The organism is Vibrio sp. Y51_MX_L26 (assembly GCF_024181935.1).
Lineage (GTDB): Bacteria > Pseudomonadota > Gammaproteobacteria > Enterobacterales > Vibrionaceae > Vibrio > Vibrio diabolicus.
Genome location: NZ_JAMZAS010000020.1, coordinates 1 through 15,490, shown reverse-complemented (window position 1 = coordinate 15,490; position 15,490 = coordinate 1). Strand labels below are relative to the sequence as shown.

11 protein-coding genes and 1 pseudogene are annotated in these 15,490 nt (G+C 45.7%); 1 reads left to right on the top strand and 11 read right to left on the bottom strand.

Features of this window, described 5'->3' with window-relative positions:
* Window positions 1–18: 18 nt before the first annotated feature.
* Both hemE and nudC read right to left on the bottom strand, forming a co-directional pair.
* A complete protein-coding gene (gene hemE, locus NL645_RS22480) occupies window positions 19–1,086 on the bottom strand; it encodes a uroporphyrinogen decarboxylase (protein ID WP_006743188.1) in 1,068 nt (355 codons plus the stop codon).
* Window positions 1,087–1,333: 247 nt separating this feature from the next.
* A complete protein-coding gene (gene nudC / locus NL645_RS22475; RefSeq protein ID WP_006743187.1) occupies window positions 1,334–2,131 on the bottom strand; it encodes an NAD(+) diphosphatase in 798 nt (265 codons plus the stop codon).
* 177 nt (window positions 2,132–2,308) lie between these two features.
* Here nudC and NL645_RS22470 point away from each other — a divergent pair, with 177 nt between their 5' ends.
* On the top strand, window positions 2,309–2,800 hold the full coding sequence (locus tag NL645_RS22470; protein ID WP_031780615.1) for an Rsd/AlgQ family anti-sigma factor: 492 nt from the start codon (window positions 2,309–2,311) through the stop codon (window positions 2,798–2,800).
* A gap of 187 nt (window positions 2,801–2,987) precedes the next feature.
* Here NL645_RS22470 and rpoC read toward each other — a convergent pair whose 3' ends face one another.
* The 9 genes and pseudogenes from rpoC to tuf form a co-directional block, all read right to left on the bottom strand.
* On the bottom strand, window positions 2,988–7,190 hold the full coding sequence (gene rpoC / locus NL645_RS22465) for a DNA-directed RNA polymerase subunit beta' (protein ID WP_005397277.1): 4,203 nt from the start codon (window positions 7,188–7,190) through the stop codon (window positions 2,988–2,990).
* Window positions 7,191–7,293: 103 nt separating this feature from the next.
* On the bottom strand, window positions 7,294–11,322 hold the full coding sequence (rpoB, locus tag NL645_RS22460; RefSeq protein ID WP_005397275.1) for a DNA-directed RNA polymerase subunit beta: 4,029 nt from the start codon (window positions 11,320–11,322) through the stop codon (window positions 7,294–7,296).
* A 252-nt stretch (window positions 11,323–11,574) separates the two neighbouring features.
* On the bottom strand, window positions 11,575–11,943 hold the full coding sequence (gene rplL, locus NL645_RS22455) for a 50S ribosomal protein L7/L12 (RefSeq protein WP_005397273.1): 369 nt from the start codon (window positions 11,941–11,943) through the stop codon (window positions 11,575–11,577).
* Between the two features lie 57 nt (window positions 11,944–12,000).
* Window positions 12,001–12,495: a 50S ribosomal protein L10 gene (rplJ, locus tag NL645_RS22450; RefSeq protein WP_005397270.1), complete on the bottom strand. Its 495-nt coding sequence runs from the start codon at window positions 12,493–12,495 to the stop codon at window positions 12,001–12,003.
* Window positions 12,496–12,788: 293 nt separating this feature from the next.
* Window positions 12,789–13,490, bottom strand: coding sequence for a 50S ribosomal protein L1 (gene rplA, locus NL645_RS22445; RefSeq protein ID WP_005384683.1), 702 nt, complete (start codon window positions 13,488–13,490; stop codon window positions 12,789–12,791).
* A 4-nt stretch (window positions 13,491–13,494) separates the two neighbouring features.
* Complete coding sequence (gene rplK / locus NL645_RS22440; RefSeq protein WP_005384682.1) at window positions 13,495–13,923, bottom strand: 50S ribosomal protein L11; 429 nt, start codon at window positions 13,921–13,923, stop codon at window positions 13,495–13,497.
* A gap of 164 nt (window positions 13,924–14,087) precedes the next feature.
* Window positions 14,088–14,636, bottom strand: a complete 549-nt coding sequence (gene nusG, locus NL645_RS22435) for a transcription termination/antitermination protein NusG (RefSeq protein ID WP_005384681.1) — start codon at window positions 14,634–14,636, stop codon at window positions 14,088–14,090.
* A gap of 13 nt (window positions 14,637–14,649) precedes the next feature.
* Window positions 14,650–15,030: a preprotein translocase subunit SecE gene (gene secE / locus NL645_RS22430; protein ID WP_005397258.1), complete on the bottom strand. Its 381-nt coding sequence runs from the start codon at window positions 15,028–15,030 to the stop codon at window positions 14,650–14,652.
* Window positions 15,031–15,296: 266 nt separating this feature from the next.
* Window positions 15,297–15,490: pseudogene (gene tuf / locus NL645_RS22425) on the bottom strand (elongation factor Tu); the annotation flags it as partial.

The window sequence follows — 15,490 nt, the reverse complement described above, 5'->3', positions numbered from 1 at the left end:
ATTTCAAAAAAATCTAACTTACTTGTGGTATGGCTTAGATAGCTCGTGTACCGCTTCCACAAATACGCCCGCGTTTTCTGGCGGCACATCCAAGTGGATACCATGGCCTAGGTTGAACACATGACCAGTCCCCGTATCACCAAATCCTTCTAGGATATCCGCTACTTCTTCACGGATGCGCTCTGGCGAAGCGTAAAGCATTGATGGGTCCATGTTACCTTGCAGCGCCACCTTATCACCGATACGTGCTTTCGCGTCTGCAATGTTGATTGTCCAGTCTAGACCAACCGCATCACAGCCCGTTGCTGCGATTTGCTCAAGCCACATACCGCCATTCTTAGTAAACAGTGTGACTGGCACGCGACGACCATCGTTTTCACGAATCAGACCATCTACAATCTTGTGCATGTATTGCAGTGAGAACAGGTTGTAGTCACGAGGCGTCAGCACGCCACCCCATGTGTCAAATACCATTACCGACTGCGCGCCTGCTTTAATTTGCGCGTTTAGGTACTCGATAACGCTGTCTGCCAGCTTATCTAGAAGTAAGTGCAGAGTTTGTGGTTCCGCGTACATCATTTTCTTGATCTTGGTGAAGGCTTTAGAACTGCCACCTTCGATCATGTACGTAGCAAGAGTCCACGGGCTACCAGAGAAGCCAATTAACGGCACTTCACCCTTAAGGTCTTTACGGATCTGACGTACTGCGTTCATTACATATTGCAGTTCACCTTCTGGATCTGGCAAACCAATTTTTTCCACGTCAGCTTTGCATGTAATTGGGTTATCAAAAACAGGTCCTTCGCCCGCAGCAAAACGTAAACCAAGCCCCATTGCATCTGGAATCGTTAAGATGTCCGAGAATAAGATCGCGGCATCAAGAGGAAAACGGCGTAATGGTTGAAGTGTCACTTCGGATGCTAATTCTGCATTTCGACACAAAGACATGAAATCACCCGCTTCTGCACGAGTCGCTTTGTATTCTGGTAGGTAACGACCTGCCTGGCGCATCATCCATACTGGCGTGTAATCTACCGGCTCTTTTAAAAGCGCACGCAGATAACGATCATTTTTTAATTCAGTCATTCCGTAATTCCAACTGTTAGGCTTTCTGTGAAAGGGGGTATTCTATCACTGATTTAAGTCCAATAGCTGTGTGCTTTGCAACCTGGATCAAGTTATTAACTTTTAAATCAATGCTTAATTTGCACCCAATCGGTATCAGTGTTAAAAATTTGTTCGCTAGCGAAAACTACAATTATAAACTGAGTACCCAGTACTCAGCATCTCATAACGACATCTTACTTACCCCCTCCCTCTCGGAGGGTTTTTTTTATCTATTTATCAGATAATTAGAATCAATATCTTGTAGCGTTTGTTCGATAAGCGCTCTTGCAATCGTTCCTTTAGGCGCAACAGGCGGCATCTCGTCAATACCAAACCATTGTGCATCAGACAGCTCAGTGTAGTCTGGACTTAACTCTCCCGATTCATAGTCAGCTAAAAACCCCATCATCATACTCGATGGGAAAGCCCAAGGCTGGCTGCCAAAGTAACGAATATTTTTAACGAGAATTCCTGTTTCTTCATGAATTTCTCGAGCCACACACTCTTCTAATGTCTCACCAACTTCTAAGAAGCCGGCAATAACGGTATACATACCATTTCGATGCCTTGGATGTTGAGCCAATAAGATCTGATTCTCTTTACGCACAGCAACTATAATACACGGAAATATTCGAGGATAATGGAGAGTACGGCATTCGCCACACTGCATAGCTAACTGGTTATTATTAAGAAAGTTTCTTCCACCGCACTGTGGGCAAAAACGCAGACTTTGCGTCATATGCCCATACTGGACCGCTTTACTTAACAACATAAATAATGGCTCAGGAAAATGCAGGCAGTCGCGCAGTGAGACTAATGGTAGATCATGCTCCAGATCAGACAAATTAAGCCACATGACGGGCGAACCAGAATACTCACCAATGGGTCTTGCACTCACTTCAGGCAGTGATAACTGCTCTGCAGACCCGAAAGGCACAGCACCATCCACCAGCCAAATTTCACTTCCTGCAACAACACACCAGTATGCATTTATCGCGCGGTTAACATCACCTTTTCTTAACATTACACCATCCCTTTGCTTGAAGTTCGTTCATTTTACTGGCAATCTAATTTCATACTAGAGTTTGTCGTTAAGTAAATTTGCACTCTAAATTCTAGTAAGGACAAGAGTTTGTAATAACTTTACTAACTTTGCTTTGCAAAGGATACGTTCGCCAACAGGCGATCAGATCATGAGGGCATGGTCATGCTAAAAAAATTCAAACAAACACAAGACCAGTGGGGTGGCTCAAGTGATGTCATTGATCACTGGTTAGAGACAAGACAATCCCTGATTGTTGAATATTGTAAGCTTGCAGCACTGCAACCTTGTTCGAAAACCAATGTTATTGAACTCCCATCTCCTTCCGAATTGCAGGATTTCTGTCAGCATCTCGTTGATTACATCTCCGAGGGCCATTTTAAAATCTACGACATGGTTATGGATCGCTGGAAAGCGACTGGCTTTGTCGTGACCAATGAAATCAATCAAACTTATGGTCAAATAGTCCTGACAACTGAACCACTATTGAACTTTAACGATAAGTACTCAGAAGTTACTGAAGATGATGAATTAGATGATTTCGATTCTGATATGTGTCTCATTGGCGAAATTCTTGAGACTCGATTTGAAGTCGAGGACTATCTGATACAGCAGATCGCAGAAAGTCTGTCTATGCCCCCAGGGGCTTAGTGTTTGCGAACATTCAGAGACTGAAGAATAGAAAAGACTGACGATCATCGTCGGTCTTTTTTGTTTCTAGCCTTATCACTATTACCTTCTCTAAGAACCCTCTCGAAGAAAAAGGCAGGATAAAAACTAAAAAGGCACCCGAAGGTGCCTTTTTTCTTAAGCTTCTAACGATTACTCGTTAAATGGCTTACTCTTCAGAAGAGAAACCAGCGTTTAGAAGTGCCGCTAGGTTGTCTGTTGCTTGCTCAGCAGAAGGACCATCTTGCGCTTCAGAACGTTTAGCTTGACGCTCTTGGTGGTATGCGAAACCAGTACCAGCTGGGATCAGACGACCAACAATTACGTTCTCTTTCAGACCACGTAGGTCATCACGCTTACCAGAAACCGCTGCTTCTGTTAGTACGCGAGTTGTCTCCTGGAACGATGCCGCAGAGATGAACGACTCAGTCGCTAGAGATGCTTTAGTAATACCTAGTAGTTCACGTTCGAAACGTGCAGGCTCTTTGCCTTCAGCTTCTAGGTTACGGTTAGCAATCTTAACTTGTGAGTATTCAATCTGCTCACCAGGTAGGAACTCAGAGTCACCAGAGTGAGTAATAGTACACTTACGTAGCATCTGACGAACGATAGTTTCAATGTGCTTATCGTTAATCTTAACGCCTTGTAGACGGTAAACTTCCTGTACTTCGTTAGCAATGTACTGCGTTACCGCGTGTACGCCACGTAGACGTAGGATGTCGTGTGGAGACTCTGGACCATCTGCAATCACGTCACCACGTTCAACTTTTTCACCTTCGAATACGTTCAACTGACGATGCTTAGGAATCATCTCTTCGTAAGCTTCACCGCTTTCACGTGTGATCACTAGGCGACGTTTACCTTTGGTCTCTTTACCGAAGCTCACAGTACCTGTGTGCTCAGCAAGGATTGCAGGCTCTTTCGGCTTACGTGCTTCAAATAGGTCAGCAACTCGTGGAAGACCACCAGTGATATCTTTGTTACCGCCAGACTTCTGAGGAATACGTGCTAGTGTCGCACCAACACCTACTGCTGCGCCATCTTCGATGTTTACAATCGCTTTACCAGGTAGGAAGTAGTGAGCTGGCATATCAGTACCAGGGATCATTACATCGTTACCTTGCTCGTCAACAAGTTTGATAGCTGGACGCATATCTTTACCTGCTGAAGGGCGAGCTGCTGGGTCAGTTACTTCGCTTGAAGATAGACCAGTTAGGTCATCAGTTTGACGAGATACTGTTACGCCGTCGATCATATCTACGAACTGGATGCGACCTGCTACCTCAGTAATGATAGGTAGTGTGTGCGCTTCCCAGTTTGCAACTGTTTCGCCAGCTTGAACTGTATCGCCATCGCCTTTGCTTAGTAGCGTACCGTAAGGCAGTTTGTGTTTCTCTTTCGTACGACCAAACTCATCAATAATAGTTAGCTCTGTCGCACGAGAAGTGATAACGATCTTACCGTCATCTGCTAGTACAGATTTAGCGTTGTGTAGCTTGATAGAACCGTTGTTCTTAACTTGAACACTGTTCTCTGCCGCTGCTGTCGATGCCGCACCACCGATGTGGAACGTACGCATGGTAAGCTGTGTACCTGGTTCACCGATAGACTGAGCAGCGATAACACCTACTGCTTCACCTTGGTTCACTAGGTGGCCACGTGCTAGGTCACGACCGTAACACTGTGCACAACAACCGAAGTCAGAATCACACGTTACTACAGAGCGCACTTTCATGCTGTCTACTGAGTTCTCTTCCATGATTTGACACCACTTCTCATCGATCAGGGTGTTACGTGGAATAAGAACGTCTTCAGTGCCAGGTTTTAGTACGTCTTCAGCAACAACACGACCAAGAGCAAGCTCAGAAAGTGCAACTTTAACATCACCACCCTCGATGTGAGGCATCATGTCAACACCCTCGTGAGTGCCACAGTCATGTTCAGTTACAACAACATCTTGAGCAACGTCTACCAGACGACGAGTTAGGTAACCCGAGTTCGCTGTTTTCAGTGCCGTATCCGCAAGACCCTTACGAGCACCGTGCGTTGAGATAAAGTACTGAAGTACGTTTAGACCTTCTTTAAAGTTCGCTGTGATCGGCGTTTCGATGATTGAACCATCTGGACGCGCCATCAGACCACGCATACCCGCAAGCTGACGAATCTGTGCTGCAGAACCACGAGCGCCCGAGTCCGCCATCATGTAGATGCTGTTGAATGACTCTTGCTGTTCCTCTTCACCGTCACGGTTAACTACCGTTTCAGATGAAAGGTTTTCCATCATTGCTTTCGCAACACGGTCGTTGGTCGATGCCCAGATATCGATAACTTTGTTGTAGCGTTCGCCCGCAGTAACAAGACCTGATTGGTACTGTTCCTGGATTTCACGTACTTCTTCTTCCGCTTCTGCGATTTCAGTGTACTTAGCTGCTGGTACAACCATATCGTCGATACCAACAGATACACCAGAAAGTGCCGCGTACGCAAAACCGGTGTACATGATTTGGTCAGCGAAGATTACTGTGTCTTTCAGACCTAGTTTACGGTACGCCTCGTTAAGTAGGTTAGAGATTTGCTTCTTACCTAGCTTTTGGTTAACGATGCTGTACGGTAGACCAGCTGGCACGATTTGCCATAGCATTGCACGACCAACAGTGGTATCTACCATCTTAGTTTCAGTAGTGCTGTTGCCGTCTTCGTCTACAACGGTTTCTGTAATACGTACTTTAACGCGTGCATGAAGCTCAGCTTGTTTAGTGCGGTATGCTTTCTCAGCCTCTTCTGGGCCAGAAAGGTACATGCCTTCACCTTTCACGTTGATCTTTTCACGAGTCATGTAGTACAGACCCAATACAACGTCCTGAGAAGGTACGATGATCGGATCACCTGACGCTGGCGACAGAATGTTGTTTGTCGACATCATCAGAGTACGAGCTTCAAGCTGTGCCTCTAGAGTTAGAGGTACGTGAACCGCCATTTGGTCACCATCGAAGTCCGCGTTGTACGCCGCACATACAAGTGGGTGTAGCTGAATCGCTTTACCTTCGATTAGTACTGGTTCGAACGCCTGGATACCGAGACGGTGAAGTGTCGGTGCACGGTTCAATAGTACTGGGTGTTCACGGATTACTTCGTCTAGGATATCCCAAACGACCGCTTCTTCACGCTCTACCATTTTCTTAGCAGCTTTGATTGTAGTCGCAAGACCACGAGTCTCTAGCTTGCTGTAGATGAATGGTTTGAATAGCTCAAGTGCCATCTTCTTAGGAAGACCACACTGGTGCAGACGAAGGTATGGACCTACTGTGATTACAGAACGGCCAGAGTAGTCTACACGTTTACCTAGAAGGTTCTGACGGAAACGACCTTGTTTACCCTTGATCATATCAGCAAGAGATTTCAGAGGACGCTTGTTAGAACCTGTGATCGCACGACCACGACGACCGTTATCTAGTAGCGCATCAACAGACTCTTGCAGCATACGTTTTTCGTTACGTACGATGATGTCCGGAGCAGCTAGCTCTAGAAGACGCTTCAAACGGTTGTTACGGTTGATCACACGACGGTATAGATCGTTAAGATCAGAAGTCGCAAAGCGACCGCCATCTAGAGGTACTAGAGGACGTAGATCTGGCGGAAGTACTGGAAGTACTGTTAGGATCATCCACTCTGGGTTGTTACCCGATGCGATGAACGCTTCTACCAGCTTAAGACGCTTAGTTACTTTCTTACGCTTAGTTTCAGAGTTTGTTGTCTCTAACTCTTCACGCATTTGTTCTGCTTCAGCGTGCATATCCATAGAACCTAGTAGGTCCTTGATAGCTTCCGCACCCATCTTAGCAGTGAACTCGTCGCCCCACTCTTCTAGACGATCTAGATACTCTTCTTCCGTAAGCATCTGACCTTTTTCTAGATCAGTCATACCTGGTTCTGTTACTACGTACATTTCGAAGTAAAGAACACGTTCGATATCACGTAGAGGGATATCCATCAGTAGACCGATACGAGACGGTAGCGATTTTAGGAACCAGATGTGAGCTACTGGTGAAGCCAGTTCAATGTGGCCCATACGGTCACGACGAACTTTAGTTTGTGTAACTTCTACACCACACTTCTCACAGATAACACCACGGTGCTTCAGGCGCTTGTACTTACCACAAAGACATTCGTAGTCTTTAACTGGACCAAAGATACGCGCACAGAACAGACCATCGCGTTCAGGTTTGAACGTACGATAGTTGATCGTTTCAGGTTTTTTAACTTCACCAAAAGACCATGAACGGATCATGTCTGGTGAAGATAGACCGATTTTGATTGCATCAAATTCTTCGGTCTTATGCTGTGCTTTTAGAAAGTTTAATAAGTCTTTCACAATCAGCTCCTGTAAGGAGTTAAAAGGAGCTCACTCGCTAAAGTGAGCACCTTCTTCCAAATAATCGCTTTGATTCTCTCGACTTTCATCAAGAGAGAAAGGATTACTCTTCGTCTTCTAGCTCGATGTTGATACCTAGCGAGCGGATCTCTTTCAACAGTACGTTGAACGATTCTGGCATGCCAGGTTCCATGCTGTGGTTACCGTCTACGATGTTCTTGTACATCTTAGTACGGCCGTTAACGTCATCCGACTTAACCGTTAGCATTTCTTGTAGCGTGTAAGCAGCACCGTATGCTTCTAGTGCCCATACTTCCATCTCACCGAAACGCTGACCACCGAACTGAGCTTTACCACCTAGTGGCTGCTGAGTTACTAGGCTGTACGAACCAGTTGAACGAGCGTGCATCTTGTCATCAACAAGGTGGTTCAGTTTCAGCATGTACATGTAACCAACAGTTACAGGACGCTCAAACGCATCACCTGTGCGACCATCAAATAGCGTTAGCTGACCTGATGTTGGTAGATCTGCTAGCTCAAGAAGTGCTTTGATTGACTCTTCTGGAGCACCATCAAATACAGGAGTCGCGATTGGTAGACCGCCACGCAAGTTCTTGATCAGTGTACGTACTTCATCATCAGATAGAGAAGCAATGTCTACTTTCTGGCGAGTGTCGCCTAGGTCGTAAACTTTTTGTAGGAACTCACGGAATTTCGCTAGTTCTTGCTGCTCTTTAACCATCTGGTTGATCTTGTCACCGATACCTTTCGCTGCCAGACCTAAGTGTACTTCTAGGATCTGACCGATGTTCATACGCGAAGGTACACCCAGTGGGTTAAGTACGATGTCTACAGGCTGACCTTTTTCATCGTATGGCATGTCTTCAACAGGGTTGATCTTAGAGATTACACCCTTGTTACCGTGACGACCCGCCATCTTATCACCAGGCTGAATGCGACGTTTAACCGCTAGGTAAACCTTAACGATCTTCAGTACGCCAGGTGCTAAATCATCACCTTGAGTGATCTTACGACGTTTAGTTTCGAACTTCTTATCGAAGTCAGCTTTTAGCTCGTCCCACTGCTCAGCAAGTTGCTCAAGCTGAGTTTGTAGTGCGTCATCTTCTAGCGTTAGCTCTAGCCACTTCTTACGATCAGTCGTGTCTAGTTTCGCTTCAGAGTAACCGCCTTCAATCAATACAGCTTTAACACGGTTTAGAAGGCCACCCTCAAGAATCTGGAATTCTTCAGTTAGGTCTTTCTTCGCTTCTTTAAGCTGCATCTGTTCGATTTCAAGCGCACGCTTGTCTTTCTCTACGCCATCGCGAGTGAAGACTTGAACGTCGATGATCGTACCTGATACAGAGTTAGGTACACGTAGTGAAGTATCTTTAACATCAGATGCTTTTTCACCGAAGATAGCACGTAGTAGCTTCTCTTCAGGCGTTAGCTGAGTTTCACCTTTAGGTGTTACTTTACCAACCAGGATGTCGCCACCCTTAACTTCAGCACCGATGTAAACGATACCTGACTCGTCTAGTTTAGACAGAGCAGATTCACCTACGTTTGGAATATCAGCTGTAATCTCTTCAGAGCCCAGCTTAGTATCACGCGCCACACAAGTAAGTTCTTGAATGTGGATTGTCGTGAAGCGGTCTTCTTGAACTACGCGCTCAGATACTAAGATCGAGTCTTCGAAGTTGTAACCGTTCCAAGGCATGAACGCGATACGCATGTTTTGACCAAGCGCTAGCTCACCTAGGTCTGTCGAAGGACCATCAGCAAGCACGTCACCGCGTGATACAGGTTCACCTGGCATCACACATGGGCGTTGGTTAATACATGTGTTCTGGTTAGAACGTGTGTATTTAGTCAGGTTGTAGATATCGATACCAGCTTCACCTGGTACTAGCTCTTCTTCGTTTACTTTAACAACGATACGAGAAGCATCTACTGACTGGATTACACCACCACGTTTCGCAACTGCAGTTACACCTGAGTCAACGGCTACGTTACGTTCAATACCAGTACCAACAAGCGGTTTGTCAGCTTTCAGTGTCGGAACTGCCTGACGTTGCATGTTCGCACCCATCAATGCACGGTTCGCATCATCGTGTTCTAGGAACGGGATAAGCGATGCAGCGATAGATACAACCTGGTTTGTCGCAACGTCCATGTACTGAGCGTGCTCACGAGGGTGTAGACCAGATTCACCTTTCTGACGAGCTGTGATCAGCTCATCTGCAAAAGTACCATCTTCGTTTAGCTTAGCGTTCGCCTGAGCGATAACAAATTGGCCTTCTTCGATTGCAGACAGGTAATCTACTTCGTCTGTTACTACGCCATCTACAACGCGACGGTATGGTGTCTCTAGGAAACCGTACTCGTTACAACGTGCAAACGCAGATAGAGAGTTGATCAGACCGATGTTTGGACCTTCAGGCGTTTCGATAGGACATAGACGACCGTAGTGCGTTACGTGTACGTCACGTACTTCGAAGCCAGCACGTTCACGAGTTAGACCGCCAGGACCCAATGCAGAAATACGACGCTTGTGCGTTACTTCTGATAGCGGGTTGTTTTGGTCCATGAACTGTGAAAGCTGTGAAGAGCCAAAGAATTCTTTAACTGCCGCAGAAATTGGCTTCGCGTTGATCAAGTCTTGAGGCATGATTGCGTCAAGATCGCCTAGGCTTAGACGCTCTTTAACTGCACGCTCAACACGTACTAGACCTACACGGAACTGGTTCTCAGCCATTTCGCCTACAGAACGGATACGACGGTTGCCTAGGTGGTCGATATCGTCCACTTCGCCCTTACCGTTACGGATCGCGATCAGCTTCTTCATCACTTCGATGATATCAGTTTCATCAAGTGTACCTTGCTCTTGAGCATCTTCACGGCCGATAGAGCTGTTGAACTTCATACGACCAACAGTCGATAGATCGTAACGCTCTTCAGAGAAGAATAGGCTTTCGAATAGAGCTTCTGCAGCTTCTTTTGTTGGCGGCTCACCAGGGCGCATCATGCGGTAGATTTCTACCAATGCAGAAATACGATCAACCGTGCTGTCGATACGTAGTGTTTCTGACATGAATGGACCGTGGTCTAGATCGTTCGTAAATAGAACTTCTAGCGCTTTGTGACCAGCCTGAGATAGGTTCGCTAGTGCTTCCAGGCTGATTTCCTGGTTAGCGTTAACAATGATCTCGCCAGTTGCTTCATTAATGTAATCTTTTGATGCAACTTTACCTACGATGTACTCAACTGGTACTTCGATGTGATCAACACCATCTTTTTCTAGTTGGCGGATATGACGAGCTGTTACGCGACGACCTTGCTCAACGTAAACTTTACCATTCGCTTCGATGTCGAATGACGCAGTTTCACCACGTAGACGATCTGGAACCAACTCCATCAATAGAGTTTGGTCTTTCACTTCGAAGTTCACTTTCTCGAAGAAGAGATCTAGGATTTCTTCTGTCGACTTACCTAGTGCACGAAGAATGATCGATGCTGGTAGCTTACGACGGCGGTCGATACGAACGTACAAGTTATCCTTAGGATCAAACTCGAAATCAAGCCATGAACCACGGTAAGGAATAACACGTGCGTTGTATAAAACTTTACCTGAAGAGTGGGTCTTACCCTTATCGCTGTCGAAGAACACGCCTGGGCTTCGGTGCAGCTGGGATACGATAACCCTCTCGGTACCGTTAATTACGAAGGTACCATTGTCTGTCATGAGTGGAATTTCACCCATGTAGACTTCTTGTTCTTTAATGTCTTTTACAGTACCTGCTGGCGCGTCTTTATCAAAGATAACTAGGCGTAGTTTTACACGTAGTGGCTTTGAGTAAGTTACACCGCGGATTTGACATTCTTTAACGTCAAAAACTGGCTCACCAAGACGGTAGCTAACGTATTGCAGCTCAGAATTGCCGTTGTAGCTCTGAATCGGGAATACAGAACGGAAAGCGGCTTCAAGACCGTATTGACCTTCAGGATCCTGTTCGATGAATTTGTCGAACGAATCGAGCTGGATCGATAGCAGGTATGGAATGTCCAAAACTTGTGGACGAGTACCAAAGTCCTTACGGATGCGCTTTTTCTCGGTATAAGAGTAAACCATGGGGTTCCTCAGCTCGCTGATAAGTGACCCAAACTGTCCGCCCGCTCCTAGTTACTTAAGGGGGGTAAGGGACAGTGACTAATATAGCTGTTTACTGTAGTGACATTTCATTTCGTAAGAATGAAATGTTTTTTGCATGGATATCAGGCGCTTAAACAGCGGGAAAATTCGCCTATACCCTACAGCGCAAAAAGGCCGGTGGTTAAAAAACCACCAGCCAATTAGCCGTTAGGCTAAGAAACTATGCAATAATTACTTAACAGCAACAGTTGCACCAGCTTCTTCTAGCTGAGCTTTAAGAGCTTCAGCTTCTGCTTTCTCAACACCTTCTTTAAGAGGTGCTGGAGCGCCGTCTACAAGAGCTTTAGCTTCTTTAAGACCTAGGCCAGTTGCGCCACGTACTGCTTTGATTACAGCAACTTTGTTACCGCCAGCAGCTTCTAGGATTACGTCGAATTCAGTTTGCTCAGCAGCAGCTTCGCCGCCAGCAGCGCCGCCAGCTACAACAGCAGCAGCAGCAGAAACACCGAATTTCTCTTCCATTGCTTCGATTAGTTCAACAACTTGCATTACAGACATTTCTGCAACTGCGTCTAGGATTTGCTCGTTAGTAATAGACATAACAATTCTCTTTTAAGTCAACAATAAGTTTATTAAGCAACCAGTAAAAAGCAAGGCTTATGCCGCTGCTTCTTGTTTTTGATCGCGGATAGCTGCGATAGTACGCGCCAGCTTGCCAGCCGAAGCTTCTTTCATGCACATCATTAGGCGTGCAATTGCTTCGTCGTAAGTTGGTAGTGTTGCTAGTACTTCAGCGTCAGTTAAAGCGCCTTCATAAGCAGCAGCTTTGATCTCGAAATCTTTGTTCTCTTTAGCGAAGTCTTTGAAAAGACGCGCTGCAGCACCTGGGTGCTCATTAGAGAATGCGATTAGTGTAGGACCAGTGAAAGTGTCAGTTAGACACTCGTACTCAGTACCTTCAACCGCACGACGAGCAAGAGTGTTACGAACAACTCTCATGTAAACGCCAGCTTCACGAGCTTGTTTACGTAGAGAAGTCATCGCGCCAACTTGAACGCCACGAGAATCAGCTACAACTGCAGAAAGTGCACCACTGGCAGCTTCGTTGACTTCAGCAACAATTGCTTTTTTGTCTTGAAGGTTTAAAGCCATCTTGGATTTACTCCTGGTTGTCGTTACACCACTCACTATCATCACGACAGTGAGAGCTATTGAGGTGCTTCCCCAGAAGAAAGTTAACTATATTACATAGAGCTTTCTGTCAGTTCGGGCACCATCTACGTAGGATAATTAAGTTTGCTTTTACACAAACACCTACGGTCTTGGACGGAGACTGGGTCTTAATTCATTTCGAACTAGGAGACAGTTCAAAGAACCAAAGTTCAGCCCCAACCACAAATATTAGGCGCAAAATTATACACTAATTTTGCGCCTAAGCAAATAAATTATGCTTGAGTGTTCAGGCTAGCCTGATCAACAGCAACACCAGCACCCATAGTAGTAGAGATGCTTACTTTCTTCAGGAAAGTACCTTTCGCTGAAGATGGTTTAGCTTTCTTCAGAGCAACTAGAAGTGCTTCTAGGTTCTCTTTGATCTGCTCAGCAGAGAAGTTTGCTTTACCGATAGTAGTGTGGATGATGCCGTTTTTGTCGTTACGGTAACGAACCTGACCAGCTTTAGCGTTTTTAACCGCTTCAGCAACGTTAGGAGTTACAGTACCAACTTTAGGGTTTGGCATAAGACCGCGAGGACCTAGGATAGTACCTAGTTGACCTACAACGCGCATTGCATCTGGAGAAGCAACAACTACGTCAAAGTTCATTTCGCCTTTCTTAACTTGCTCAGCAAGATCTTCCATACCTACGATGTCTGCGCCAGCTTCTTTAGCTGCTTCAGCGTTAGCACCTTGAGTGAACACTGCAACGCGGATTTCGCGGCCAGTACCGTGAGGTAGTACAGTTGCACCACGTACGTTCTGGTCAGATTTACGAGCATCAATGCCTAGGTTAACAGCAACGTCTACAGACTCAACGAATTTCGCAGTCGCTAGTTCTTGAAGAAGAGCAACAGCTTCGTTGATTTCGTATTCTTTAGTTACGTCAACTTTTTCGCGGATTACGCGCATGCGCTTAGTTAGTTTTGCCATCTTATTAACCCTCTACCACTAGGCCCATTGAACGAGCAGTACCAGCGATAGAACGCTTCATCGCTTCGATGTCAGCACCAGTCATATCAGCAGCTTTAGTTTCTGCGATTTCTTGGATTTGAGCGTCAGTTACAGTACCAACTTTTTCAGTGTTTGGACGACCTGAACCAGACTTAACGCCAGCAGCTTTCTTAAGAAGAACAGCAGCAGGTGGAGTCTTAGTTACGAACGTGAAAGAACGGTCGCTGTATACTGTGATAACTACTGGAGTTGGTAGACCTTTCTCAATAGATTCTGTTTTTGCGTTGAACGCTTTACAGAATTCCATGATGTTCACACCGTGTTGACCTAGTGCAGGACCTACTGGTGGACTAGGGTTAGCCATACCAGCAGCAACTTGTAGCTTGATGTAAGCTTCAACTTTCTTAGCCATGATAATTCCTAAGTTTGGGTACAAACGCTAATCGCGGATCAGCTCCCCGTTTGTGTAAGAAACTTTTTACTTCACTTGAAGTAAAAAGGCGCGAAATTATAGTCATAATCCGCGCCTTATACAACCCTAAAAAGGTGATTTTTTATACTCTTTAACGAAGAGTCTTAGTCCAGCTTTTCAACCTGACCAAATTCAAGCTCAACTGGTGTCGCACGACCAAAGATCGAGACAGACACTTTCAGGCGGCTCTTCTCGTAATCCACTTCTTCAACAGTACCGTTGAAGTCAGCAAATGGACCTTCGTTAACACGTACCACTTCACCCGCTTCGTACATTGTACGTGGACGAGGCGCTTCACTCGCTTTCTCAAGACGATTAAGAATCGCGTCAGCCTCTTTATCCGTGATAGGTGCCGGACGGTCTGAGGTACCACCAATGAAGCCCATGACACGCGGCACACTGCGTACTAGGTGCCATGATTCATCGTTCATAATCATCTGAACAAGGACGTAACCTGGGAAGAACTTACGCTCAGATTTGCGACGCTGACCCGCGCGCATTTCCACTACTTCTTCAGTAGGAACCAGTACTTCACCGAATAGCTCTTCCATGCCGTGCATTTTGATATGCTCGCGCAGAGATTGAGCTACACGACCTTCAAATCCAGAGAAGGCTTGAACCACATACCAGCGTTTTTTTGGAGCTTCACTCATGAATAAAAACCCTCTATACCCCAGTTGCTAGAGCTACTAGACGAACCATAATTCCGTCAATACCCCATAGCACTAGAGCCATTACAATACTTACAGCTAAAACGATCAGTGTTGTTTGCATGGTTTCTTGGCGAGTAGGCCAAACAACTTTACGTACTTCCATACGCGATTCTTTTGCAAAACTGATCGCTGCTTTACCTTTAGTCGTTGTTGCTGCAACGCCTAAGGCAGCTGCAATAAGAACAACAACGCCTGCAGCACGAACCACTACAGACATTTCACCATACAGGTAATTACCCACAACAGCGGCAGCTGCCAATACGAAAGCGGCTAACCACTTAAACGTATCTGCTGCGTTTGAGCTATCAGGAGTTTCAGCATTATTTGCTTTCATAAAACCAACCTGTTACAAGTCTTAATATAGACGACAACAACCCCGCTGTTGCAGGGCAAACTCCATATCGCTGAAAAAATCAGCGTACTCTTCTTAAGATTAAGCATCTTTGCTTAATCTTGCTCTGCGCCCAACCCACTTCTGAACAAGAAAACAGCAAAAATAATGTTGAGTGCAGAAAAAGGGCATCAAATGATGCCCTTTTTGCTACTGGTTCGTCAAATCTAATTCAAGATTTTCCGAAAGCATCGCTAATTCGCTATGAATTAGTCGAAGATCTTAGCAACAACACCAGCACCTACTGTACGGCCACCTTCACGGATCGCGAAACGTAGACCCTCGTCCATTGCGATTGGTGCGATTAGCTCAACAGTCATCTGTACGTTGTCACCTGGCATTACCATTTCTACGCCTTCTGGTAGCTGGATGTCACCAGTTACGTCAGTTGTACGGAAGTAGA